The sequence below is a fragment of the Kitasatospora paranensis genome (assembly GCF_039544005.1).
In the GTDB taxonomy this organism is placed as follows: Bacteria; Actinomycetota; Actinomycetes; order Streptomycetales; family Streptomycetaceae; genus Kitasatospora; species Kitasatospora paranensis.
Genome location: NZ_BAABKV010000001.1, coordinates 4,239,669 through 4,262,393, shown reverse-complemented (window position 1 = coordinate 4,262,393; position 22,725 = coordinate 4,239,669). Strand labels below are relative to the sequence as shown.

21 protein-coding genes and 3 pseudogenes are annotated in these 22,725 nt (G+C 74.7%); 5 read left to right on the top strand and 19 right to left on the bottom strand.

The window, feature by feature from the left end; translation table 11 throughout:
• Positions 1–45 precede the first annotated feature (45 nt).
• Together ABEB13_RS20525 and ABEB13_RS20520 are read right to left on the bottom strand one after the other, a co-directional pair.
• Positions 46–723 carry a hypothetical protein gene (locus ABEB13_RS20525; protein WP_345706666.1) on the bottom strand — a complete coding sequence of 226 codons (678 nt, stop codon included), beginning with the start codon at positions 721–723 and terminating at the stop codon, positions 46–48.
• Positions 724–940: 217 nt separating this feature from the next.
• Positions 941–2,451: pseudogene (locus tag ABEB13_RS20520) on the bottom strand (MFS transporter).
• Positions 2,452–2,581: 130 nt separating this feature from the next.
• Between ABEB13_RS20520 and ABEB13_RS20515 the strand changes: the two are divergent.
• Positions 2,582–3,322 carry a TetR/AcrR family transcriptional regulator gene (locus tag ABEB13_RS20515; protein WP_345706665.1) on the top strand — a complete coding sequence of 247 codons (741 nt, stop codon included), beginning with the start codon at positions 2,582–2,584 and terminating at the stop codon, positions 3,320–3,322.
• Positions 3,323–3,341: 19 nt separating this feature from the next.
• On the opposite strand, the gene ABEB13_RS20510 is transcribed toward ABEB13_RS20515, so the two are convergent.
• Entirely contained in the window at positions 3,342–4,580 is a 1,239-nt protein-coding gene (locus ABEB13_RS20510; protein ID WP_345709749.1) for a damage-control phosphatase ARMT1 family protein, read from the bottom strand.
• A gap of 316 nt (positions 4,581–4,896) precedes the next feature.
• Here ABEB13_RS20510 and metG point away from each other — a divergent pair, with 316 nt between their 5' ends.
• Positions 4,897–6,636 carry a methionine--tRNA ligase gene (metG, locus tag ABEB13_RS20505; protein WP_345706664.1) on the top strand — a complete coding sequence of 580 codons (1,740 nt, stop codon included), beginning with the start codon at positions 4,897–4,899 and terminating at the stop codon, positions 6,634–6,636.
• A gap of 37 nt (positions 6,637–6,673) precedes the next feature.
• Here metG and ABEB13_RS20500 read toward each other — a convergent pair whose 3' ends face one another.
• The 6 genes and pseudogenes from ABEB13_RS20500 to ABEB13_RS20475 all read right to left on the bottom strand — a co-directional run bounded on the left by ABEB13_RS20500 (position 6,674) and on the right by ABEB13_RS20475 (position 11,175).
• A complete protein-coding gene (locus tag ABEB13_RS20500; protein ID WP_345706663.1) occupies positions 6,674–7,150 on the bottom strand; it encodes a thiol-disulfide oxidoreductase DCC family protein in 477 nt (158 codons plus the stop codon).
• A gap of 11 nt (positions 7,151–7,161) precedes the next feature.
• Positions 7,162–7,568: pseudogene (locus ABEB13_RS20495) on the bottom strand (hypothetical protein).
• A 153-nt stretch (positions 7,569–7,721) separates the two neighbouring features.
• Positions 7,722–8,630, bottom strand: coding sequence for an oxidoreductase (locus ABEB13_RS20490; protein ID WP_380230899.1), 909 nt, complete (start codon positions 8,628–8,630; stop codon positions 7,722–7,724).
• 325 nt (positions 8,631–8,955) lie between these two features.
• Positions 8,956–9,420 carry a DIP1984 family protein gene (locus tag ABEB13_RS20485; RefSeq protein ID WP_345709747.1) on the bottom strand — a complete coding sequence of 155 codons (465 nt, stop codon included), beginning with the start codon at positions 9,418–9,420 and terminating at the stop codon, positions 8,956–8,958.
• 93 nt (positions 9,421–9,513) lie between these two features.
• Entirely contained in the window at positions 9,514–10,500 is a 987-nt protein-coding gene (locus ABEB13_RS20480) for a LysR family transcriptional regulator (protein ID WP_345706662.1), read from the bottom strand.
• Between the two features lie 129 nt (positions 10,501–10,629).
• Positions 10,630–11,175, bottom strand: coding sequence for a carboxymuconolactone decarboxylase family protein (locus ABEB13_RS20475; protein ID WP_345706661.1), 546 nt, complete (start codon positions 11,173–11,175; stop codon positions 10,630–10,632).
• 140 nt (positions 11,176–11,315) lie between these two features.
• Here ABEB13_RS20475 and ABEB13_RS20470 point away from each other — a divergent pair, with 140 nt between their 5' ends.
• Complete coding sequence (locus ABEB13_RS20470) at positions 11,316–11,894, top strand: TetR/AcrR family transcriptional regulator (protein ID WP_345706660.1); 579 nt, start codon at positions 11,316–11,318, stop codon at positions 11,892–11,894.
• 16 nt (positions 11,895–11,910) lie between these two features.
• Here the strand turns inward: ABEB13_RS20470 and ABEB13_RS20465 are convergent, their stop codons facing one another.
• The 10 genes and pseudogenes from ABEB13_RS20465 to ABEB13_RS20420 form a co-directional block, all read right to left on the bottom strand.
• Positions 11,911–12,360, bottom strand: a complete 450-nt coding sequence (locus ABEB13_RS20465) for an AMP-binding enzyme (protein WP_345709746.1) — start codon at positions 12,358–12,360, stop codon at positions 11,911–11,913.
• Positions 12,361–12,408: 48 nt separating this feature from the next.
• Positions 12,409–12,690: pseudogene (locus ABEB13_RS20460) on the bottom strand (AMP-binding protein); the annotation flags it as partial.
• Entirely contained in the window at positions 12,594–13,322 is a 729-nt protein-coding gene (locus tag ABEB13_RS20455) for an AMP-binding protein (RefSeq protein WP_345709745.1), read from the bottom strand. The pseudogene ABEB13_RS20460 and the gene ABEB13_RS20455, both read right to left, overlap by 97 nt.
• Positions 13,323–13,635: 313 nt before the next feature.
• Positions 13,636–15,837, bottom strand: a complete 2,202-nt coding sequence (locus ABEB13_RS20450) for an FAD/NAD(P)-binding protein (protein ID WP_345706659.1) — start codon at positions 15,835–15,837, stop codon at positions 13,636–13,638.
• A 184-nt stretch (positions 15,838–16,021) separates the two neighbouring features.
• Positions 16,022–16,861, bottom strand: a complete 840-nt coding sequence (locus tag ABEB13_RS20445) for a hypothetical protein (protein ID WP_345706658.1) — start codon at positions 16,859–16,861, stop codon at positions 16,022–16,024.
• Positions 16,858–17,352 carry a cobalamin B12-binding domain-containing protein gene (locus ABEB13_RS20440; protein ID WP_100889376.1) on the bottom strand — a complete coding sequence of 165 codons (495 nt, stop codon included), beginning with the start codon at positions 17,350–17,352 and terminating at the stop codon, positions 16,858–16,860. The genes ABEB13_RS20445 and ABEB13_RS20440 overlap by 4 nt, the downstream gene beginning before the upstream one ends.
• Before the next feature lie 162 nt (positions 17,353–17,514).
• On the bottom strand, positions 17,515–17,970 hold the full coding sequence (locus ABEB13_RS20435; RefSeq protein WP_345706657.1) for a cupin domain-containing protein: 456 nt from the start codon (positions 17,968–17,970) through the stop codon (positions 17,515–17,517).
• A complete protein-coding gene (locus ABEB13_RS20430) occupies positions 17,963–18,832 on the bottom strand; it encodes a sulfurtransferase (RefSeq protein ID WP_345706656.1) in 870 nt (289 codons plus the stop codon). The genes ABEB13_RS20435 and ABEB13_RS20430 overlap by 8 nt, the downstream gene beginning before the upstream one ends.
• 46 nt (positions 18,833–18,878) lie before the next feature.
• Positions 18,879–19,409, bottom strand: a complete 531-nt coding sequence (locus ABEB13_RS20425) for an HPP family protein (protein ID WP_100889378.1) — start codon at positions 19,407–19,409, stop codon at positions 18,879–18,881.
• 25 nt (positions 19,410–19,434) lie between these two features.
• Positions 19,435–20,925, bottom strand: coding sequence for a vanadium-dependent haloperoxidase (locus ABEB13_RS20420; RefSeq protein WP_345706655.1), 1,491 nt, complete (start codon positions 20,923–20,925; stop codon positions 19,435–19,437).
• A 262-nt stretch (positions 20,926–21,187) separates the two neighbouring features.
• Between ABEB13_RS20420 and ABEB13_RS20415 the strand changes: the two genes are divergently transcribed.
• The gene (locus ABEB13_RS20415; RefSeq protein WP_345706654.1) at positions 21,188–22,162 is read left to right on the top strand and encodes an AfsR/SARP family transcriptional regulator; all 975 of its coding nucleotides are present in this window, start codon (positions 21,188–21,190) and stop codon (positions 22,160–22,162) included.
• 33 nt (positions 22,163–22,195) lie between these two features.
• A complete protein-coding gene (locus tag ABEB13_RS20410; protein ID WP_345706653.1) occupies positions 22,196–22,723 on the top strand; it encodes a hypothetical protein in 528 nt (175 codons plus the stop codon).
• Positions 22,724–22,725 lie beyond the last annotated feature (2 nt).

Here is a 22,725-nt window from a genome sequence, read left to right as displayed (position 1 = left end):
CGGCCGGCTGCTTGTCGCGATCCGGTCCTGCCCGCCCCGGTGGGGCTACTGCTGCCGGGTGGTCGGCCGGGCGAGGGTGAGTCCGGACCAGCGTGCCAGTTCCTCCGCGTGGCTGCCGGTCTCCGTCGCCAGGGCGACCGTCGTGGTCCCGTCGGGTGCGGGATCGTCCCTGCGGGAGAGCAGGGCCAGCGGCCAGGCCGGACTTCCGGGCCGCTCGCCGTCGACGGGGTGCCAGTCCCAGGCCGCGTCGAATCGCCAGACCCGTCCGTCCTGGTCGACGACCTCGTCGCCCGGTTCGAGGAAGGCGTAGGGGCGGAAGAGCAGTTCGACCCGGATCGGTTCACCGCCGTCGGGGTCGAACGCGTAGCCCTGGTCCTCAAGCTCCGGGTCATGGGTCTCGCCCTGCGGCAGCACTTCGAGGTAGGAGGCGGGCCGCGGCAGCATGCCCGTCACCAGGGGTGGATCGAAGTCGTGGACGGCCAGGACGTGCACCACGGTTGCGGGGATCCCCACCTGGCAGGTGTCACCCGGCTTCAGCGTGGTCGTGTCCGGCTCCGTCCGGAACGCGTCCCACTCGTCGGCCTCGGGCAACGGCAGCGCCCGCTGCCCGTTCCACCCGATGTTCCCGGCCCGCGGGTCCGGCTCCGTCCACGGCCACGTCACGGAGACGTGGAAGCGGGAGACCTCGGTGACCCCCGTCCCGGTGAACGGACACTCCAGCATCAGCACATCACCCGGCCGGAAGCGTGTGCGGCCACTGTCCGTCCCCTGCCGGTCCGACTCGGGCCCCTCTGTACGTCCGTCCACTGCGTCCTCCTCAGAAGTCCGAAGCGATCATCACAGACACGGCGCGTGCGGCACCGGGGCCCGGGGCTCTTTCGGTGCCTCTATGCGTCCGGCAGTTGAGGGATGGTCACGGCCGTGGTGGTGCGGGGCGGGTTCAGGCGGCGAGGGCGGGGTTCTCGGGCGGGGCGGCGGAGGTCTCCGTCCCGGCTGCGGGCCGGGGGTCGCGCATGACCAGGGCGGCCAGGGCGGCGGCGGCCAGGACACCGACCGCGCTGATGGTGAAGGTGGTCGACATCGAGGTGGTGAAGGCCTCCCGGGCGGCGTGGGCCAGGCCGGTGTCGCCCTGGGCGGTGGCCAGCGCGTCGGCGATCGAGTGCCGGGCCCGGGCGGGGGTGCCGGCGGGCAGGGCGCGGCCGAAGCCGCTCGACAGGAGCGAGCCGAGGATCGCGATGCCGAGCGCCGTGCCGGCCTGCTGGATGGTGTCGTTCAGGGCCGAGCCCACGCCCGCCTGTTCGGCCGGGATGGTGCCCATCAGCGCACCGACCGCAGCCGGCATCGCGAGCCCCGCGCCGAGGCCGAGGAGGCCGAGCGCGACGGCCGGGACGGCGAAGCCCGTGGTGGCGGAGACGGTGGCCAGCAGGGCGAAGGACGAGGCCATGACGAGCATGCCGGTCAGGATCAGCAGGCGGTTGCCCATCCTCGCGGCGAGTGCGGCGCCGCCGGAGTTGCCGATCAGCGCGGCGACGGCCAGCGGCACGAACGCCAGGCCCGCCTTGACGGGCGAGTAGCCGAGCACGAACTGCAGGTACTGGGTGAGCACCAGCAGCAGGCCGCCGTTGCCGATCTGCACGAGGGTCAGCGAGAGCGAACCGCCGCTGAAGTTGCGGTGCTTGAACAGGGCCAGCGGCACCATCGGCGCTGCGGTGACGTTCTCCCAGACCACGAACCCGCCGAGGGCGGCGACGGCGACGGCCAGGGTGGCCATCGACTGCCCGCCGAAGGCGCCGTGCTGCGGGAGTTCGATGATCCACCAGATCAGGGCGGTCATGCCGACCGCGGACAGCACCGCACCGAGCGGATCGGCCTTCTGCCGCTTTCCTTCGACTCCGGCATCAGCGCGACGGCCGCCAGGACGGCCAGCACGACGACCGGGACGTTGATGAGGAAGATCGAGTGCCAGGAGAAGTGGTCGATGAGCACGCCGCCGAGGACCGGGCTGCCGACCAGGCCGAGCATCGACACCGAGCCCCAGGCCGCCATCGCCTTGCCGCGCTCGTCCTCGTCGAAGACGGTGATGAGGATCGACAGGGTGGACGGCATGATCAGCGCCCCGCCGACGCCCATGGCGACCCGTGCTGCGATCACCTCGCCGGGGTCGGTGCAGAACGCCGCGGTCAGGGATGCCGCCCCGAACAGCAGCAGGCCGAGGACCATGACCCTCCGGCGGCCGAAGCGGTCGCCGAGGCTGCCCGAGGTCAGCAGGAGCCCGGCGAACACCAGGACGTAGGAGTCGAGGATCCACTGGGTGTCCTGGGCGCTCGCGCCGATGTCGCGGGTCATCGGCGGCACGGCGACGGTCAGCGCCATGCTGTCGATCACCAGGACCAGGGTGCTCAGGCAGAGCACGATCAGGATCCACCAGCGGCGGGGATTGCGGCCTTCCATGGGGTGCTCCTCCGGGGTGCGCACACTGTTCCTTCGATGCGAACACTGTACGCAAGAGCGCACAACGTACGCAAGAGAGCATTCCTGTACGCTCGATGCGAACGGTGTACGCGCGAGTGAGGGAGTGCTCATGGCCGCCACGACGAACCCGATTCCGTCCGTGTGGGCCCGGCAGCCGCGGGAGGCCGACCAGCCCGCGCTCAGCCGGGCCGCGATCGTCCGGGAGGCGGTCGCCGTGCTGGACGCCGACGGCATCGAAGCGCTCAGCATGCGCAAGCTCGGCGCCCGGTTGAACGCCGGCGCCACCTCGCTCTACCGGCACGTCGCCACCAAGGACGAGCTGATGGAGCTGGCGGTGGACGAGGTCTTCGCGGAGATGACCGTCCCGCCCGCCGACGGCCCCGGCTGGCGCGCCGCCGCCGTCGAGGCGGCCGGGTCCTTCCGCGCGACGGCCCTGCGCCACCCCTGGCTGGCCGCCGTCCTCGGCCAGGCGGGCCTCGCCTACCTGGGCCCCAACCTCATGTCGTTCTCCGACCGGCTGGCCGCCCTGTTCGCCGCCGCCGGCTTCGCCGAACCGAGCCGCGCGATCGACACCGTGCTCTCCTACGTCATCGGGATGAGCACCACCGAGGCGGCCTGGCTCACCACCGTCGCCCGCTCCGGTGAGACCGAGGCGGACTTCGTGGCCCGCCTCCTCCCCACCGCCCGGCAGGCCGCGGCCGGTCACAGCCACCTCGCGGACTCCTACGCCGACGCCGACGCCCGCGGCGCCGCGGGGACGCTCGACCCCGTGGCGAGCCGGGACGCCACGTTCGCCTACGGCCTGGACGTCGTCCTCGACGGCCTGGCGCTGCGGCTGCCGCGCGGCTGACCGCCGCGGCCGGCCCCGGTCACCGGCCCGTTGCCCCGCGGTGCAGGGCGACCTGGACGAGGGCGTGCTCGCCGCTCGTCCGCCACGCCGGGCCGGTGGCGTCGAGGCGGGCGGCGGTCGCGGGGGCGAGGCCGACCACGACCTCCGACTTGAGCGTCCGCAGGGCGGTGACCGGGGACGGGAAGTGCCCGGTCGCGTCATCGAAGGCGGTGGTGGCCGGCCAGAGCCGGTCGCCCACCAGCCGGCGGTAGTTGAGGTCGCCCTTGAGGATCGTCATCGCGGCGCCGGCGAACTCCGCCCGGAGGTCGTCGGGCATGTCGTGGTACGGCAGCGGCGCGCAGAAGAACGGGTGGGTGCGGACACCGAGCTTGCCGTCGTTCATCGCCCGCCACAGCCGTCCGCCGATCGCCGCGGCCTGCTCCGACCGGGCCGTCCGCAGGCGGGTGAGGGCGGCCAGGAGGTCGGCGGTGGTCGCGTCGGAGACGAAGAACGGCTGGGGCTTCACGTACAGGTCGACCCGCGCGGCAGTGCCGTCGGCCAGCAGGTGGTCGACGAGGACCAGATCGGGCAGGAGTTCGCGGCCGGCGTTGTCCGCGATCAGGCAGATCCGGCCGCCCCTCGTCCGCTCCAGTTCGGCGCGCAGGACGTCGCCGTCGTCGGCGACGAGTTCCGTGACCGCACCGCCCGGGGCGCCTGCGGTGATCCCGAAGCCGAGGTCGGCGCGGTTGCCCCACAGGGCGGAGGAGAGCAGGGCCCGGGCCCGCTGCCCGCCGGGCAGCCCGGCGAGTCCGTCGAGTGCGGCCAGTTCGTCGTCCACCGCGGCGCCCGCCAGTTCGGCGGCCTTGAACGGGCCGAACGGGTCGATGCCCTGCCAGGCTCCCGGCCGGAAGTAGCCGGTGGCGTCCAGCAGCCGGCGGTAGAACCAGCTCTCCGCCCACAGGAACGGCGCTTCGCCCCAGGGCCGGCCCCACAGCCCGTCGCCCCAGGCCAGCCACTGCTCCCGGTCGTGGGCGTCGGCGCCGAGCGGCTCCAGGACGCCGCCGGTGCTCTCCGTGAGCAGCCGCTCGATCGCCCGCCGCGCGCCGGGCCCGTACGGCAGGGCGTCCAGCACCCGCCGGACGAGCTCCGGGTGGCGCTCGTGGAAGACGGCCCGGGCGAAGGACCCGGGGACGTCGCTGCGGATCACGGGTGCAGTGGGCACGTCGGGGTCGTCCTCGGATGGTCGGGGGCCGGCCCGGGCGGCCGCTCCGGAGGACATCATCGCGGAACCCGCCGCGGCCGGCCCGGTGGACGTGCCGCCGGCGCCGGAGCCGGAGCCGCCCGTCGGGACTCGAGCCCCGGGACCCGGACCCCGGCCGCATGCCGCCGCAGGTGTTGACAGCGGCCGCAAAAGCGTGTGCGGGCCGGGCCCCCGATGTCGGTACGATGGCGACGGCCAGGATTCCGCCCCTCCCCGGGCGGGGACCGCCGCGGAGCAGCGACCTCGGGCGCGCTGCGGCGAAGCGGTCCGGCCACCGACACCCGCCCGCGGGCATCCCAACCGGTGTCCGCCGCAGACATGGGAGCATCCCAGGATGACTCGGCAGTTGATCACCAGCGCGCTTCCCTACATCAACGGGATCAAGCACCTGGGCAACATGGTCGGGTCGATGCTCCCGGCGGACGTCTACTCCCGCTACCTGCGCCAGCGCGGGCACGAGGTCCTCTACATCTGTGCCACCGACGAGCACGGCACCCCGGCCGAGCTGGCCGCGCAGGAGGCCGGGCTGCCGGTCGCGGAGTTCTGCGCGCAGGCGCACGACCAGCAGAAGGCGATCTACGACGGCTTCCAGCTGTCCTTCGACCACTTCGGCCGCAGCTCCTCGCCGCAGAACCGGGAGATCACCCAGGAGATCGCCCGCGAGCTGCACCGCAACGGCTTCATCGAGGAGCGCTCGATCCGCCAGGTGTACTCGATCACCGACGGGCGCTTCCTGCCGGACCGGTACATCGTCGGCACCTGCCCGCACTGCGGCTACGACAAGGCCCGCGGCGACCAGTGCGAGAACTGCACCCGGGTCCTCGACCCGACGGACCTGCTGGAGCCGCGCTCCGCGATCAGCGGCAGCTCCGAGCTGGAGGTCCGCGAGACCACCCACCTGTTCCTGCTCCAGTCGAAGCTGACGGACGAGGTGGAGGCGTGGATCGCCGCGCACGGCGACGACTGGCCGGTGCTGGCGTCCTCGATCGCCCGCAAGTGGCTGACCGAGGGCCTGCAGGACCGGGCGATCACCCGCGACCTGGAGTGGGGCGTGCCCGTCCCGGCCGACGTCTGGCCCGGGCTGGCGGCCGACGGCAAGGTCTTCTACGTCTGGTTCGACGCGCCGATCGAGTACATCGGTGCCACCAAGGAGTGGGCGGACGCCGCCCCGGCCGGTGAGGTCCGGGACTGGAAGTCCTGGTGGTACGAGGCCGACGACACCGTGCGCTACACGGAGTTCATGGCCAAGGACAACGTCCCGTTCCACACGGTGATGTTCCCCGCCACGATCCTCGGCTCGCGCCGGCCGTGGAAGAAGGTCGACTACGTCAAGGCCTTCAACTGGCTGACCTACTACGGGGGCAAGTTCTCCACCAGCCAGAAGCTGGGCATCTTCACCGACGTCGCACTGGAGCTGCTGCCGGCCGACTACTGGCGCTACTTCCTCATGGCGCACGCGCCCGAGTCCGACGACTCCAGCTTCACCTGGGACCTGTTCGCGTCCGTCGTCAACAAGGACCTCGCCGACACCCTCGGCAACTTCGTCAACCGCGTGCTGTCGTTCAGCCGCAAGCGCTTCGGTGACGACGTCCCGGCCGGCGCGGCCGCGGGCGAGGCCGAGGAGCGGCTCGGCGAGCAGATCGCCGAGCTGCTCGCGGAGTACGAGGGCAACCTCGACGCGCTCAACTTCCGCAAGGCCGCGCAGAGCCTGCGGGCGCTCTGGAGCGCGGGCAACGCCTACCTCGACGAGAAGGCGCCCTGGCTGCAGGTCAAGACCGACCCGGAGGCCGCCGCGCTGACCCTGCGGACGGCGATGAACCTGATCCACCTCTACGCGGTGGTCTCGGAGCCGTTCATCCCGGCGGCGGCCAAGGCGATCCGGGAGTCGTTCGGCCTCGCCGAGGGCGCTGCGGCGCGGACGCTGACCTGGGTGAGCGGGGACCAGGCGCGGGCGCTGGACCTGGTGCCCGCCGGTACCCCGTTCACCGTGCCGCCGGTCCTCTTCGCCAAGATCACCGACGACGACCTGGCGGCCTGGACCGAGCGCTTCGGCGGCCGGCCCGAGACGGTCTGACCCGGCCCGCCCCGGCCTGCACCGCCCGGTTCCGCGCTCAGGAAGGAGCGCGGGGCCGGGCGGTGGCGCATGCCCCGTCGGGGCAGTCCGGCACCGGATCACCGGTGGACTCCGGGAGGTCGCCCGGCTTCGGGCGCCCGGCGCCGGTGGCCGCGCGGTACCTGGCGGCGGCGAACGCCGCGGCCCTGGCCAGGGGCAGGCCTGCCGGGGTGCTGAGCCGGTGGGCCAGCGGACGGTGCTCGGCGAGGGCCCACAGACAGGTGACGAACGCCTGCGGGCCGCGCCAGATCTCGCCGGTGTCGGCGACCACCGTGATCTCCCCGAGGGCCGCCTCGTGGTCCACCCCCGGGAACCGGCGCCGCGCCTCGGCGGAGGCCACCGCCACGAACTCCAGGGGGACCAGCTGGGCCTGGGCCCGCAGCCAACGGGTCAGCTGCCGGCAGAGGCCGCAGTCGGGGTCGTGCAGCACGGCCAGCCGGGTGACCGGCGGCGCGGCGGCGGGCGGGTGCGTCATCGCGGCCGCTCTCAGGCCCGCGACGGCTGCTGCGGCCAGGCCTGCGGGGCGACCGGCGGCCGCTGCTGGCGGTCCATCGCCCCGCGGCGGCGGATCCTGTTGAGCACGTACACGTTGCCGAGGTGCATCGCGCCGATCACCAGCAGGACGGAGCCGAGCTTGACCGAGAGTGCGTCGAAGACCCCTGGACGCTGCCGACCTCGTGGTCGGTCTTCATCCAGAGCACGACGAAGCCCAGGTTGAGCAGGTAGAAGCCGACCACCAGGAGGTGGTTCACGGCGTCGGCGAGCTTGTCGTCGCCGGGGAAGACCGCGTTCAGGAACAGCCGGCCGTTGCGGCTGAGGGTCCGGCCCACCCACACCGTCACCCCGATGGCGAAGGGCAGGTAGACGGCGTAGCTGACGACTGTGTAGTCCATGGAACACTCCGTTTCGAACGTGTTCAAAACCTTGGGCATGACAGTAGACCTCTATTTGAACGTGTTCAAGTCCGCCGTCCGGGCCGAGTGCGCGGCCGAGGGCCGGGGCCGGCCCGCCGGTGCCGACTCGGCGGCCCGGCGGCCGGCCGGCGGTTACGCCCTGCCGAGGGCGTCGAGCCGGGCGAGCTCCTCCGGCGAGAGCCGCAGGGCGCCGGCGGCCACGTTCTCCTCCACGTGGTCCGGGTTGCCCGTCCCCGGGATCGCCAGTACGTGCGGGCCGCGCTGCAGCGTCCACGCCAGCCGCACCTGGGCCGGCGAGGCGCCGTGGTCCCGGGCGATCGCGAGCAGCTCCTCGTCGTGGCCCGCGGCGGCGGCACCCTCCTCCCGCCCCTCGCCGGCTATGGCGAAGAACGGCACGAACGCGATGCCCAGCTCACCGCAGAGCCGCAGCAGGTCGTCGGCGTCCGTGCTCCGGGAGTCGATCCCGTACCGGTTCTGGACGCAGACCACCGGGGCGATGCGCCGGGCCTCGGCGAGGTGTTCGGCCCGGACGGCGGAGAGTCCGAGGTGCCGGATCAGCCCGGCCTCGCGCAGCTCGGCCAATGCGCCGACGTAGTCGGAGACGGTGCCGTACTGCGCCATGCCGGGCAGCATCCGCAGGTTCACCAGGTCGAGATGGTCGCGGCCGAGCTGCCGCAGGTTCTCCTCCACCTGGCCGCGCAACTGCTCGGGCCTCGCCGTGGTCCACTCGCCCCACGTGTCACGGCCCGGCCCGACCTTGGTGGCGATCACCAGGTCGTCCGGGTAGGGCGCCAGCGCGCTGTTGACGATCTCGTTGGCGGACCGCAGCGTCGAGAAGTAGAACGCCGCGGTGTCGATGTGGTTCACGCCGAGCTCGACGGCCCGCCGCAGCACGGCGATCGACCGGTCGCGGTCGCGCGGTGTGCCGAGGTCGAAGGCCGCACTGCCGGTCAGGCGCATCGCGCCGAAGCCGATCCGGTGGACGGTCAGGTCGCCGAGCTGCCAGCTGCCCGCGTCCGCCGCGGTGATGTCCTTGTTCATGATCGGCAGTGTGGCACGCGAACTGCCGCTTCCTGTCGGGTTCCTGCCACCGGGTGCAGGTACGGGCGGCCCGAGGGCCGCCCGTACGTGCCGACGGCGGTGCGGAGGCACCCCGATCCCGCCCTCGCCGTTCCGGATCTGCACGCGGTTGTGTGCTGTGACGGATGCACCGTGACCTGTACGCGATGCTGAGCTGCACTGTCGTCGGGGAGTCGAACCCCTGCGCTGCTCTCCGCGCGCCAGAAGTGGGCCGGATGAACCGCCGACCCGCGGTCTGTGCACGCCTCCGTGAACGGCTACCTGCTCCTCCGCACCGCCGGGTCCGTCAGTCCAGCAGGTCGACCTCCCAGTTCGTCCGCTGGATCAGCACGTCCACCTCCCGGATCTCGCGGGCCAGCACGTCGGCCCGGCTGCGCAGTTCGGCGACCGGCAGGGCCGCGATCATCTTCAGCTCGGACCGCAGCTGCCGGGTGGCCCCGGCCCGGCCGGCGGCCGCGTCGGCGGCCGTGGTGACCACCGCGTGCCGCAGCCGCAGCACGTCCCGCCGGGCGAGCGCGTCGGTGAGGGTGCTGCCGCCGTCCACCACCGCGGCGGCGTTCGTCCGGTTGATCCGCCGGATGAGCGACTCCAGGCCGTCGAGCACCTCGTCCGCCTCGGCCAGCAGCTGCGCCGCGTCCTCGGCCGGCTCCTCGCCCTCCTGGTAGCGCGCACCGGCGACCACACGGGCGCGCAACTGCTCCGCCCTGCGCACCGCCTCCGCCCGCAGCGCCAGCGCCTCGGCAAGCTTCATCGTCCGCACCTCCGTCACCCTGTCGACCACGCACGGAGTATGACCGCCGGGCGATCCCGGCCGCACCGGGTTTTCCGCAGGTCGGGACGCCGATCAGGCGGCGTGTTCGAGGGCGAGCCGCAGCGCGGTGGCGAGCCCCTCCCGGTGGGTGTCGCGGATCTCCCGGCTGCGGGCGGCCAGCAGCGAGACCGTCCACTGCATGCGGGGCACGCCGGGCAGCGGGGCCAGCCCGGCGCCGTACGGGGAGCGGGCCAGGCCGGAGGGCAGCATGGCGCAGCCGAGGCCGCCCTGCACGGTGGCGTGCACGCCGTCCATGGAGCCGAGTTCGAGGCTCTCGGGCGGCTCGCCGGCGCGCAGCCGCAGGAATTCGGGCAGCCAGCGCTGGGACGGGCAGTCCGGGTCGGCCACCGCGACCTGCCGGCAGGGTGTGGCGGGCCGGGTCGAGGCGCTGGTACTGGGGATGAACTCCAGCTCCTGGACGAGGACTTCGGTGGGGCGTCCGGGCTGTGCGGCGGTCCCGCAGGCGCGTTCGGCGAGGACGGCGGTGCGGGCGCGGGCCAGCCCGGCGACGGACGTCGGGTCCGGGCCGCCGGCCGTGGCCGGGGTCCGGGACCGGCGGGGCGCGCGGGCGGTGAGCAGGAAGGCGCCGTCGAGATCGCCGTTGCGCAGCGCGGTGTGGATCTCGGCGGTGCACATGACCCGCAGGGCGAGCTGCACTCCGGGCAGCAGTCGCCGGCCGAACCGGGAGATCCGGGCGAGCTGTTCGCCGTACGCGAGGGCGGGGGCGAGGCCGAGGCGCAGGCGCTGCGGGTGGGCCTCGGGGCCGCGCAGCGCCTGTTCCATCTCGCCGACAAGTCCGAGCACCTGGACGGCGTAGCCGCGCACGGTGGAGCCGGCGGGCGTGAGCCGGACGCCGTTCGGCAGCCGGTGGAAGAGCGGCGCGCCGGCCTGCCGTTCCAGGGCGCGCATCTGGGCGGTGACGCTCGACTGCGAGTAGCCGAGGCGGTGGGCGGCCCCGGTGAACGAGCCGGTTCTGATGACCTCGCAGAACGTTCTCAGCGTCTTGACGTCGATGTCCACTTGCTGCTCCCCGTGTGGGCCCGCCGGTGCCGTGTCGCACGGGGCGGCCGTGTGGTGTGGGTGACGGCCGCGGGCCGGCACGGGGCGCCCGGTCCGCGGCCGGGCGCCCCGTGGTGGTGGCGCGGTGTCTCAGTGCGCGGCGTGCGCGTCGACCAGCGGGAAGTCGAGCTCGGGCTCGGCGACGTGGTTGAAGAAGTTGGAGAGCACGTTGAGCGCGACGTGTCCCACGATCTCGGCGATCTCGGCGTCGGTCACGCCGGCCGCCCGCGCCTCGGCGAGGGCCTCGTCGGTGACCCTGCCGCCGGTGTCCATCACGGCGCCGGTCAGCTTGAGCACCTGGTCCATGTGCGGGTCGGTGTCGGTGCCCCGCCGGGTGGCGAGCAGCTGCTCCTCGCTGAGGCCGACCCGGCCGCCGCGCATGGTGTGGGCGGAGACGCAGTAGGTGCAGCTGTTGCGCTGGGCGATGAACAGGGCGAGCTGCTCGCGCTGCTTGGTGCTGAAGGTGCCGCCGACCAGGGCCTCGCGCATGGCCAGGTAACCGCGCAGGGCGGCCGGTCCGTTGGCGAGCGCGGCGTACAGGTTGGGCACCTTGCCGAGCTGCTTGAGGGTGCTCTCCAGCAGCTCGCGCTGCTCCTCGCTGGCGGTCTCCACGGTGAGCTGGGGCAGACGGGACACGGTGTCTCCTCGAAATCGCGGCGGATGTCCAGCCGTCGGATATGGAACCGATCGGTACCAAACAGCTAGAACGGTACTGATCGGTTCCATCTTTCGTCAACGCCCATCGGAAAATCAGAACCGAGTGGTACCGTTTTCGGGTGCCGAGCCGAGCCAGAGAACGTCTCCTCACCGCCGCCGAGCGGTTGTTCTACGAGGAGGGCATCCGCGCGGTCGGAGTCGAGCGGATCCTCGCCGAGTCCGGCGTCGGCCGGGCGTCCTTCTACCGGCATTTCCCCAGCAAGGACGACCTCGTCGTCGAGGTGCTCCGACGCCGCGACACGGCATGGCGCGCCTGGCTGGCCGACACCGTCGAGGTGAGCCCCCGCAGCCCCGAGGACCTGCCGCTCGCCCTCTTCGACGGCCTCGCCGAGCGCTTCCTGGCCGCCGACTTCCGCGGCTGCGCCTTCATCAACACCATGGTCGAGGAGGCCGACCCGGCCAGCCCGGCCCACCGGGTCGCCGCCGAGCACAAGGAACAGGTCATCGCCTACCTGGACGGCCTGCTCGCCGACGGCGGCTACCGCGACCACCAGGTGCTCGCCCGGCAGCTCGCCCTGCTGGGCGACGGCGCGATCGTCGCCGCCCTGCGCGAACGCACGGCCGACGCCGCCCCCAGGGCCCGCGCGGTCGCCGAGGCCCTGCTCGGCGCCGCCGACCGCGCCGCCCCACGGGGCTGACCGGGCCACCGCCCGGTCAGCCCCGCGCCAACCGTGCGGCCAGCTCCGCACGGCGTACCTTGCCCGACCGGGTCCGCGGCAGCCCGGCGGCGAATTCCACCCCGCGCGGCACGAACACCGGCGCCAGCCGGGCCCCGGCCAGCGCCAGCAGCTCGCCGCGCAGCCGGGCCGCTGCCGCACCCGACGGCGGCCCGCCGCGCGGCACCACGACCGCGTACGGGACGAGCCCGGCCAGCCGGTCGGGGCGCGGGACGACAGCGGCGTCCGCCACCTCGGCGTGGCTGCGCAGCACCGCCTCGATCTCGGCCGGTGAGACCCGGTGGCCGGCCGACTTGAACACCTCGTCCAGCCGGCCCAGCAGCCGGACGGAGCCGTCCGCGCACCGCTCGCCCACGTCGCCCGTCCGGTAGAGGCCGTCCGCCACGGCGGCTGCCGTCCGCGCCGGGTCGTCCGCGTAGCCGGCCATCAGCCCGGCCGGACGGTCGGCGAGATCCAGGCACACCTCGCCCGCGTCGCCGAGCGCCCCGGTCGCCGGGTCGCGCAGCACGACCCGCCAGCCCGGCAGCGGGTGCCCCAGCGGGGAGAGCGGCGCGGGGCCGCCCGGGACACGGCCGATCAGCGCGGTCGCCTCGGTCTGCCCGTAGCCGTCCCGCACCTGCACGCCCCAGGCGGCGGCGACCGCGGTCGACACCTCGGCGGTCAGCGGTTCGCCGGCCGCCGTCGCCTCGCGCAGCCGTACTGCCGCCGCACCCGTCCGGTGCAGGTACGGCAGCATCGCCCGCCAGGCGCTCGGCGGGGCGCAGAAGGAGTCGGCGCCCTGCCCGGCGAGCACCCCGGGCAGCACCTCCGGCGGCAGCCCCCGTCCGGCGGGGCGAGCACCGTCGCCTCGGCCGCGAACGGCACGAAGAAACTGCTCCAGGAGTGCTTGGCCCAGCCCGGCGCCGACAGGTTGAGGTGCACGTCGCCGGGGCGCAGCCCGTTCCAGTACAGGCTGGACAGGTGCCCGACCGGGTAGCTCGCATGGGTGTGCTCGACCAGCTTCGGCAGCGAGGTCGTGCCGGAGGTGAAGTAGCAGAACGCCGGGTCGCCGGCCGGTGTCGGCCCGTCCGGCAGGTACGGGTGGTGCACCGAGCGGGTGTCCGGGTACGCGTCCCAGCCGGCCGGCCGGTCCTCGCCCAGGGCGATCCGCCGCCCCGGCACCGGCAGGTCAGCCACCAGCGCGGCCGCGCCGGCGGTCGCCAGCACGTGGCGGATCCGGCCGCGGCCGATCCGGTCGGCCGCCTCCTCGGCGGTCACGTCCTGGTACGTCGGGACGACCACCGCACCGAGCTTGAGGCAGCCCAGCAGGCTCTCCCACAGCTCGGAACGGGCCCCGAGGAGCAGCAGCACGCGGTCCCCGCGCGCCACCCCGAGCCCGGCCAGCGCCACGGCGAGGGTGTCCGACCGGGCGGACAGCTCGGCGTACGAGAGGTCCTCGGCGACCGGGACGGTGCCGTCCGCGGCCGGTTCGCCGAGCAGCCGCAGGGCGGGGCGCGGGCAGTCGGCCGCGACCACGTCGAACCACTCCAGCGCCCAGTTGAAATGCCGCGGGCGCGGCCAGCCGAACCGCGCCCGGGCGGCGGCCGGGTCGTCGCGCAGGCCCAGCAGCAGGTCGCGGGCGGCCCGGTACTCCTGGTGCGCGGCCGTCCGGCGGTGCGTCCAGTACCCGGCCGGGAGCGCGGTCACCGAACGGCCCGCGCGGTCAGGGCGCGCCCGGCGGCGGCCGGTTCCGCCGGCTGCTCGGCAGCGGGGCCGGCGGTGTCCGCGAGCAGCGAGGCGGCGATCGCGTCGGCGTCCCGGGTGAACGCCCCCACGGTCCGGGCCGGCCGCTGCCGACCTGGGTGAACCAGCGGGTGTGCTCGCTCGGGATGCCGATCACGTGCATCGTCCGCTCGACCGAGCCGTCCGCCCGGACGGGGTGGAACGGGCTGTCGGTGGTCGCCATGCCGCCGGTGTCGAACGCGCCGCCCGCCCAGGAGTTGACGAAGGTGCGGATCATCCCGTCGGCGAGCAGCCCGCGGATCAGCGGGTCGCGGTCGGTCCGCAGGTCGGTGCCGGGCACCCGGGCGTCGACGAGGGCGTCCAGCTGCACCCGGGAGTCGCTGACCTGCCCGGACTCGACGGTGAAGCAGCCGAGCCCGGCGTCCGCCCGGAAGCGTGCGGCGGGGCCCACCGGCTGGAGGACACCGGCGGCCAGCAGGGCGAGGAACTGCTCCGAGCGGCGGGTCGGCGGGCCGGTGGAGATCACCGCCGCCACCGGGTTGAACTCGGCGAGGAAGCGCTGGTGCGAGTCCGGGGTGAGGCCGGCGAAGTCCACCACCGACCGGATCGTCGCCCGGACGTCCCGCAACACGTCGCAGGCGGCCTTGACCGGCCCGTCCACGTTGCCGAGGACGGCTTCGGCGAGGTCCTCGCGCAGCCAGTCGGCGAGCGCCGCCCGGTAGTCCTCCGGTGCGTCGAACCGCCGTCCGGCGAACGGTCTCGCCAGTCTGCCGAGTTCCGGCAGCGCCTCGCCGGCCTGCCCGAACTCGGACGCCAGGTCGGTGAGTTCCGCAGGGCTCGGTGCCTCGGTGTGGTAACCGGACTCCGCCCGGTCGGCGAACTCCTCGGCGGCGTCCGCCCCGACCGCATGCCGCAACCGGGTGCCGAGCAGCACCAGGTTGATCTCGGCGAGCAGCCACGGCATCACCTGGGTCCGGAACTCCAGCGGGCCGCCGGCCCGCAGCGCGGCCATCCGGTCCGGGGTGAACAGTCTGGCCCGGTAGCGGAAGTCGGCCGACTTCTGGTTCCGGCCGCGGGTCAGCAGCGGGATGCCGCTGCGCGAGGCCGGCACGATCCGCGGCTCGCGCCCGCTCGGCCGGTAGACCAGACCACCGCCGGCAGCGGGCTCGAAGGTGCCGCCGCGGCCCAGGGTGAGCGCCGACAGCACGTCGTAGAAGGTCAGCCCCATGCCGAGGACGCCGACCGTCGCGCCCGGCGGGATCGCGTCCAGCGGCATCTCGGCCGCCGAGTCCCCGACCACGTACTGCAGCGGCGGCCGCTCCTCGGCGAAGGCCTGCCACTCGCGCTGCTGCTCGTCCAGCTCGTTGGTGGGGTGGCCGGAGGCGAGCACCAGCCGGTCCACGGTGAGGACGTCGCCGCGGTCCAGCCGCAGCCGGTGGACGATGCCGTCCGGCCCGGTCGGCCCGCGGTCGGCGCACAGCACCTTCGCCTTCACCGGAAGGATCGTCAACCCGGGCACCCGGGCCTCCAGCACCAGCCCGAGGACGAACCGCAGGTAGCGGCCGTAGACCACGCGCGGCGCGTAGCCCTCCGGGTCGGCGTGCTCCGGGTCGGTCGCGGCCCACCACTCGGCGAGCGTCGGACCGGCGCCCGGCCGGGCCGGGCCGTCGTCCGCTGGCCCGGAGAACATCGTGACCTCCCGGGCCGGGGTGTTCATCAGGAACCACGGCGACTGCTCCGGCCGCCAGATCCGCCCGGCGCCGATGCAGTACGGGTCGATCGCGGTGACCTCCACCGGGCGCTCCGGCGGCTGCGCCGCGCAGCGGGCGACCAGCCGCTCCAGCACGGACATGCCGCGCGGCCCGCCGCCGACGAGGGCGATCCGCAGCGGCCGCGGCGGCGCCGCGGGGGCCTGCGGCTCCGGGGCGCGGCTGTCCGCCTCGCGGTCGTGCTCCTCGGCGACCCGGCGCAGCATCCGGGCCAGCCGGTCGGAGGTCAGCGTGCCGGAGCGGCCGCCGGTGGGCAGCAGCGGCATGGCGCCGACCTCGGCCCAGCGCAGCCGTCCGTCGTCGCCGACGGCGCCCCGGGCGGCGCCCCGGTTGTCGGGGTGCAGGCAGTACGGGACGTCGAGGACGCCGCGGTGGAAGGCGCGCAGCAGGGCGGTGCCGACGTCGTCGGCCATGGAGAGCACGGCGGTGATCAGCGCCCGGGCCTCCAGGAGGACTTCGCCGCCGTCGACGCGTTCGGCGGGCCCCTGCGCGGTCAGGGCCCGCCGGGTGGTGCGGCCCGCGCGGCGGCCGTGCGCAGTGCGGTGAGGTTCTCCGCGACGGTGGGGATCCGGTGCGCCTCGGTGGTGGTCTTGACGATCAGCCGCTCCGCGCCGCCGCGGACGGCGAGTTCGGCGCTGCGGGCGAGCAGCAGGCCGGCGCCGGGCGCCGACCGGGGAAGACGCCCATGTAGGTGTAGAGCACCAGATGCCGGTCGACGCCGGCCGGCAGCAGTTCGTCGGCGAGCAGCCGCAGCGCCGTCAGCGCCTCGACGTCCTGCTGCGGGCTGGTCTGCTGGGCGTAGCTGAGCGAGACGCTGGTGATGCCGTTCTGGGCGAAGAACAGGCACTCCAGCACCGACATGGCGACCAGCAGCGACGGCGGGCAGAGCTGGCCGAGCAGGCAGCCGCCGAAGGACTCCAGGTGGGCGCGGATCCCGCCGGAACGGCTCTCCTCGGCGAGGAAGCGGGTGGCCTCGCGCCAGGCGGCGACGGACTCGGCGAGCGGCGTCCGCCCGTAGGGCAGGCAGTAGGAGACCGGGCCGCCCTCGCTGGCGCCGAGGCCGGCGGCGGCCATCGTGCGGAAGATCGCCCGCGGGTCGGCGGAGCCGTGCCGGACCTGGACGGGGGTGAGCCGTCCGGCGGCGGCGGCGACCTTGGCGGTGGTGCGGGGGCCGTGTGCGACGAGCGGGAAGCCGTTCAGCGGCTGCCCCGCGCGGACGGCCGCGGCGGCGGCGCCGTGGTCGCCGACCCGGGTGTAGCTGTCCAGGGTGATGGTGGCGACGGTGCGTTCGGGCAGTCCGGCGACGGCGGTCAGGCCGGCGGCCATCACGCTGGGCCGGGCCATCCCCATCCGCGGCTGGACGACGAGTTCACCGGCGTCGGCCGCGGCGCGGACGTAGGAGCCGAGGTCGGGCGGCGAGGCTGGTGAGCGGGTCACGCGGCGGCCCGCTCGGTACAGGTGGCCGGCAGGTCGGCGAGCCGGGCGAGCAGCACGGCCGGGTCGGTGCCGTCCGGGTGGACCTGGTCGAAGCCGGCCGCGAGCAGCTCCGCGGCGCGCTTCTCGGCGCCCTCCGGGGAGATCCCGAGCAGGCCGCCGATGACCATCGGGATGCCGCGGGTGGCCCGCTCGGAGCGCATCGCGCGGGCGGCGCGCAGCCCGTCCAGGTGGCCGTGGCCGTTGACGGAGCTGAACACCACCAGGTCGGGGCGGGTCAGCGTGGCCGTGTCGACGAGCAGTTGCTCGGGCACGCACGGGCCGAGGTTGAGCACCGAGTGGCCGTGCTCCTCCAGCAGCAGCTGGAGGTGGACGAGATTCCAGGTGTGCGCGTCCGAGGAGCCGGTGGTGAGCAGCACACGACGGCTCTCGGCGGCCTTCCGGACGGGCGCGGGGCGCAGCGGGTACGGCGTGACGGTGCGGGTGGGCGACATGGCTCCTCCTCGGATGACGGCGGGCGGCGCGGGGCGCGGGGAGCGCCCCGTGGTGGTGCCGGGCGGCCCCGCGGTGGCGGGTGCCCGTCGTACGGCGGCCGGGCAACGGACCGCGGCACGGTGTGGCCGCGGTCCGTTGCCCGGCCGGGTGCCGGCGGATCGTCAGTGCGTGGTGCCCGCGCCGACGCGCCCGTCCTGCCCGTCGCCGGACAGCAGGGGCCCGGCGGCGATCTCGTCGGGCTGCGGGGTGCGCGCGGCGGCCGGGCGGGCCCGGACGGCGAGTACCGTGCACCCCTCGGCGCTGGACATCTGGTGGCGGGTGCCGGGCTCCTCGACGACCAGGTCGCCGCGGACGAAGCGGCTTCCGTCGCTGTGGTCGAGGACGCCGTCGAGGACGAGCATCAGCTCGTGCCCGAGGTGCTCGTGGAAGTCGCCGTGGGCGCCGGGCGGGAAGCGCAGCAGGAGCGCCGCGGAGTCCTCGCCCTCGGTGGCGTCCGGCCCCCACAGCACCACGAACTCGACGCCGACGCGGCCGGGTTCCGTCCACGGCACCCAGGGCAGGTCGGCCTGGTCGAAGCCGTTGCGGAGCACGTCCCGCAGGATTGTGACATCAGGCACGAGCGGCCTCCTCGGCGGTGCGGACGACGCCCCAGGGGAGCGGCCCGGGGACGATCGGGGCGCCGATCAGCGACCCGAACTCCCGCCATGCGCCGTCGTAGTTGGCCACGGCCGGGCGGTCGAGCAGTTCGGACAGCACGAACCAGCTGTGCGCGGACCGCCAGCCGATCCGGCAGTACACGACGGTCGGCGCGTCCGGGTCGAGCTGGCCGTACAGGTCCTCCAGCTCGGCCTGGTCGCGGAAGGTGCCGTCCGGGCGGACGGTGGCGCTCCACGGGATGTGCTGCGCGGACTCGGCGTGGCCGGGCCGCACGCCCTGGTCGTCGGGGACGCCGGGCGGGGCCGTCCGCTCGCCGAGGTACTCCTCCAGGGAGCGGCAGTCGACGAGGTTGATCCGGCCGATGCCGTCCAGCACGGTGTCACGGTGGGCCCGCAGGCGCTCGTCGCGCGGGCGGACGGGGTGGTCGACCGGCTGCCGGACGGGGGCCTCGACGGTCAGATCGCCGCCGAGCGCCTCCCAGCGGGCCCGCCCGCCGTCGAGCAGTCGCAGCTCCCGGTGGCCGTGCAGCCGGAACTGCCAGAACCCAGCGGCGGCCCACCAGTTGCTGTTGCCGCTGTAGAACACCACGGTGTCGTCCGGGCCGATTCCGTGCCGGCCGAGCAGCGCGGCAAACGCCTCCGGGCCGATCAGGTCGCGGCGGACGCGGTCCTGCAGGTCGGTGCTCCAGTCGAGGCTGACCGCCCCGGGTATCCGGCCGGCCGGGTTCGGGCCGCCGTCGGTGATCTCGACGACGACGACGCCCTCGTCGGTGCGGTGGGCCTGCAGCCAGTCGCAACTGACCAGGGTGGACTCGCGATCCATCGGTTCTCCCTTCCTGTCGGGGGACGGGTGGCCCGGCGGGTGCCGGTCACCACCAGTAGGTGGGGTACTTGCCGATCGCACCGATCCGGGAGGCCAGCAGGCCGACCAGGATCAGCAGGACGCTGCCGGCCGCCAGCAGCAGCAGGAAGCGGCCGGGTGCCGGGTGCTGGACGACCACCAGGACGGCGGTGGCGGCGGCCGGGGCGTGCACCGCGCGCAGGACGCCCATCAGGGCGACGGCGAGTCCGGCCGCGACCGCGGCCGTCCACAGCGACCGGCCGGCGACGGCCGCCGCCGCGTAGCCGATCAGGGCAGAGCCGAGCTGGCCGATCAGCACGCCGCGCGGCTGGGCGGGCGGCAGGGCCGGGCTGGCGCAGATGATCATCGCGGTGGCGGCCAGCGGGGCGACCAGCAGCAGTGAGCCGGTGGCCTTGCCGATCGCGACCAGCACCAGCAGCGAGACGATCGTGGTGAGCGTGCCGGCCACGGTGGCGCGGACGCCGGCGAAGGCGGGGGCCCGGCCGCCCGCCGCAGCCGGGGCGGGCGGGGCGGGCCGGCTGGCGGTCTGGTTGCTCATGGTGTCAGCTCCCGTTCTCGGAACCTCAGTTGGCGCGGCCGTGGAGGAGGTCCATGGCCTTGCGGTGGACAACCCGGCCGATCTTGTGACCCATCTCCAGGCCCGGACCGTTGTCGAAGCTCCAGTGCATGCCGCCGTAGATGCGGGAGATGCCGGCCTGCTCGGCGGCCTCGGTGAAGGTGGGCCAGGTCAGCTGCACGTCGACGGCGGGCGTCATGCCCGGCTCGACGGTCGAGGTGCCGGCCTTGAACAGGTAGCCGTCGCCGAAGGCGTCGGTGCCGGTGAAGCGCCGCAGGAACTCGGCGGCGGCGCCGGAGAAGGTGCTGTGCCCGGACACGGTGGCGGGGAAGCCCGGCACCGCCACGTACGCCCGCCAGTGCACGCCGTCCATGGTGACGGTGCCCTGGCCGGGGCCGCCCCAGGCCCGGATCTGCCGGCCGCGCTGGTCGTACGGGATCAGCGTCGACGGCCGCGCGAAGTCGTAGACCCGCTTGACCGCCCAGGAGCCGATCGCCGCGTCGCACTCGGCCATGTTCAGACCGAAGAACAGCGGCGCGTCCTCGTCCACGCCGTAGCCGTCGCGGGCGGACACGAAGCGGGCCCAGGACTGCTGGGCGCCGGGCGGGGTGACGTCGTTGTCCAGCCAGAACTCGGCGATCGCCTTGTGCTCGTCGGTGAGGCCGGCGCTGATCTCCAGCAGTTCCTCGACGGCGTCCGACAGCCGGCTGGAGGGGTAGGCCGGCGGCGCGGCCACGCCGAATTGGGTCGGGCTGGTCAGTGCGAACGGCGTCGTGACGGAGAACTGCGGGGTGAGGAAGTGCTGCGTCTTGCCGCCCACGATCAGCGGGGTCCAGTGCGCGGGCGAGGTGACCGCACCGGGGTCGAAGGCGGCGACCGCCTGCGGCGTGTTGACCGGCTGGTAGCCGGTGGTGTCCACGTAACCGCCGAGCTGGTTGGCGCCGTCGGCGTGCCGGAAGTCCAGGACGGCCTGGGCGGTGCGCCGGCCTATCCCGGCCGGGCTGTTCGGCCCGGCGGCGGCGTCCGGCTCGTAGCCGAGCGAGCGCAGCATCGAGTCGGCCGCGGCGGCCTGGTTCGGGAAGAGGTCGCGCATCGCGAGGTGCGCGGCGTAGCTGATCGCCTCGTTCTTGTTGGCGAGGGTCCGCTCGCGGCGCGGACGGCGCAGCGAGCCGCCGAAGCGGGTGCCGACCGCGTGCCCGTCGTAGCAGGCCCAGGCGTCGTAGATGCAGTTGTGGATGACGGCCAGCGCACGGGCGTTGACGGTCGCCGGGCCGAAGACCGTGCCGGCGGCCCGGTACTCGGCGAGGATCGCGTCCATGGAGGCCTGGTTCCAGCGGACGACGACGCTGATCCCGGTGGCGCCGGGGGCGCGGCGGCCGGTGCGGGTCTCGGCGGCCCAGGCGCCGGTGGCGGGCAGGGCGAGCGCGCCGGCCGCGCCGAGGCCGGCGGCGATGACCCGGCGGCGGGACGTCTGGCGGTGGGTGAGAGGCAGGGTCATCGGTCGGTTCCTTCTCGCGTGGCGGGTCTGCGCCCGGGGAAGCGGCGTTGCGCGGAAGGTATGTGACGGCTCGTGGCACGAACGTTGCAGCAGCATTGCACCGTGTTGCGCGGGAGCTGACGGTGTCCCGTCAGACGGCTGTTCGGACGGGGATCGGTGCTGCTCAGCCGACAGCGCCCGGCGACACCGCCGATCGGCTTCTTCTATGGCTCCCATGCAATGCGGCGATGGCGCTCGCTGCCGCCGAGCGCCCCTGGTTAGCGTGGGGACGAGGTCAAGGAGCACGGGGGCACGCCATGATCCAAGCACTGCCGGGCGGGGCCGTCACCCGGCCCGTCGCGGTTCCCACCCGGGGGCCGCGGCGCGCCGCGGCGCCGCCGACCACACCGCCGCGGGACGCCGGCGCGCCCTGCGGGCCGCCGACGACCCGGACGACACCCGGGCCGCCGAGCCGCGGATCCGGCTCGACCTGCTGGGCGGCTTCGCCCTGCACCTCGACGGCGAACAGGCCCAGCCGGGCATCGGCGCACGGCGACTGCTGGCGCTGCTCGCCGTCGAACCCGGCGGCCTCACCCGGGCCAGGGCGGCCGCCGTGCTCTGGCCCGGGCTCGACCCGGCCCGGGCCGGCGCCGCCCTGCGCACCGCGCTGCACCGGCTGCCGGGCCACCGCGCGGACCTGCTGAACGACTGCGGGGAGCGGCTGCGGCTCGCCGCCGAGGTCACCGTCGACCTCGGTGAACGCCGGGCGGTCGCCGCCCGGGTGCTCAACCTGGCCCTGCCGCTGGACGCCGAGGAACTCGCCCTCGCCGCCGGCTGCGACTTCGGACTCGACCTGCTGCCCGACTGGGAGGAGGACTGGCTCGACCACCACCGGCTGCGCTGGCGCGAGCAGCGGCTGCACACCCTGGAGGCGCTCTCCTTCCGGCTCGTCCAGGCGGGCTGGGTCGGCGCCGCGGTGGACGCGGCACTGGTCGCCGTGCACGCCGACAGCCTGCGCGAGAGCGCCCACGAGACGCTGGTCGCCGCGTACCTGGCGGCCGGCAACCGGATCGCCGCGCACGCCTACCGCCGGGCGTACCGGGAGCTGCTCCGCCGTGAGCTCGGCGGCGCACCGGACGGCCCCGACGCGGACGTCCGGGCGCCCGCCGACGGAGCGCACGCCGGGATCCGCCCGCCCGTCCGGGGGCTGCACAGCCTGCACCGGCCCGGCCCGAGCCGCCGGGACGAACCGACCTGACCCGACCCGCCGTGTTCTGGAGGGACACCGCCCATGACCGTGATCCCCGAGCTCCGCCCGCCCGGCCCGCCGCCGCCCGCCGTGCCCTCCGGGGCCGCGCCCCGGGCCGCCCGCCGCATCCCCGACCTGCACCGGCTGGTGCCCGACCTGCACCGCCGCGGGCTGGTCCTGCTCAGGCTGGGGCTCGGCGCCGTCTACATCTGGTTCGGCGTCCTGAAGGTCCTCGACCGCAGCCCCGCCGCCGTCCTGGTGACCGGCACCATCCCGGGGCACCCCGGCGGCTGGGTCGTCCCGGTGCTGGGCGGCGTCGAGGTGCTGCTCGGGTTCTGGCTGCTCACCGGCAGGGCCCTGGTGGCGGCGCTGCCGGTGCTGGGGGCGCACCTGTGCGGCACCTTCGGAGTGCTCCTGCTGATGCCGGGCTCCGCGTTCCAGGGCGGCAACCCGCTGATGCTCACCATGGTCGGCGAGTTCGTGGTGAAGAACCTGGTGCTGCTGGCCGCCGTCCTGGTGGTGACCACCGGCACGCGCCGGCGTCCCGCGGCGACCGCCCCGGTGGACTGAGC

What these genes read in the sequence shown, in the direction of transcription:
- ABEB13_RS20525 (WP_345706666.1), bottom strand. Translation starts at nt 723, where the DNA reads ATGCTGGAGTGTCCGTTCACCGGGACGGGGGTCACCGAGGTCTCCCGC.
- ABEB13_RS20515 (WP_345706665.1), top strand. Translation starts at nt 2,582, where the DNA reads ATGGCCGCCACGACGAACCCGATTCCGTCCGTGTGGGCCCGGCAGCCG.
- ABEB13_RS20510 (WP_345709749.1), bottom strand. Translation starts at nt 4,580, where the DNA reads ATGTCCTCCGGAGCGGCCGCCCGGGCCGGCCCCCGACCATCCGAGGAC.
- metG (WP_345706664.1), top strand. Translation starts at nt 4,897, where the DNA reads ATGACTCGGCAGTTGATCACCAGCGCGCTTCCCTACATCAACGGGATC.
- ABEB13_RS20500 (WP_345706663.1), bottom strand. Translation starts at nt 7,150, where the DNA reads ATGACGCACCCGCCCGCCGCCGCGCCGCCGGTCACCCGGCTGGCCGTG.
- ABEB13_RS20490 (WP_380230899.1), bottom strand. Translation starts at nt 8,630, where the DNA reads ATGAACAAGGACATCACCGCGGCGGACGCGGGCAGCTGGCAGCTCGGC.
- ABEB13_RS20485 (WP_345709747.1), bottom strand. Translation starts at nt 9,420, where the DNA reads ATGAAGCTTGCCGAGGCGCTGGCGCTGCGGGCGGAGGCGGTGCGCAGG.
- ABEB13_RS20465 (WP_345709746.1), bottom strand. Translation starts at nt 12,360, where the DNA reads ATGGCCGGCTACGCGGACGACCCGGCGCGGACGGCAGCCGCCGTGGCG.
- ABEB13_RS20450 (WP_345706659.1), bottom strand. Translation starts at nt 15,837, where the DNA reads ATGGCCGACGACGTCGGCACCGCCCTGCTGCGCGCCTTCCACCGCGGC.
- ABEB13_RS20440 (WP_100889376.1), bottom strand. Translation starts at nt 17,352, where the DNA reads ATGTCGCCCACCCGCACCGTCACGCCGTACCCGCTGCGCCCCGCGCCC.
- ABEB13_RS20430 (WP_345706656.1), bottom strand. Translation starts at nt 18,832, where the DNA reads ATGGATCGCGAGTCCACCCTGGTCAGTTGCGACTGGCTGCAGGCCCAC.
- ABEB13_RS20425 (WP_100889378.1), bottom strand. Translation starts at nt 19,409, where the DNA reads ATGAGCAACCAGACCGCCAGCCGGCCCGCCCCGCCCGCCCCGGCTGCG.
- ABEB13_RS20420 (WP_345706655.1), bottom strand. Translation starts at nt 20,925, where the DNA reads ATGACCCTGCCTCTCACCCACCGCCAGACGTCCCGCCGCCGGGTCATC.
- ABEB13_RS20410 (WP_345706653.1), top strand. Translation starts at nt 22,196, where the DNA reads ATGACCGTGATCCCCGAGCTCCGCCCGCCCGGCCCGCCGCCGCCCGCC.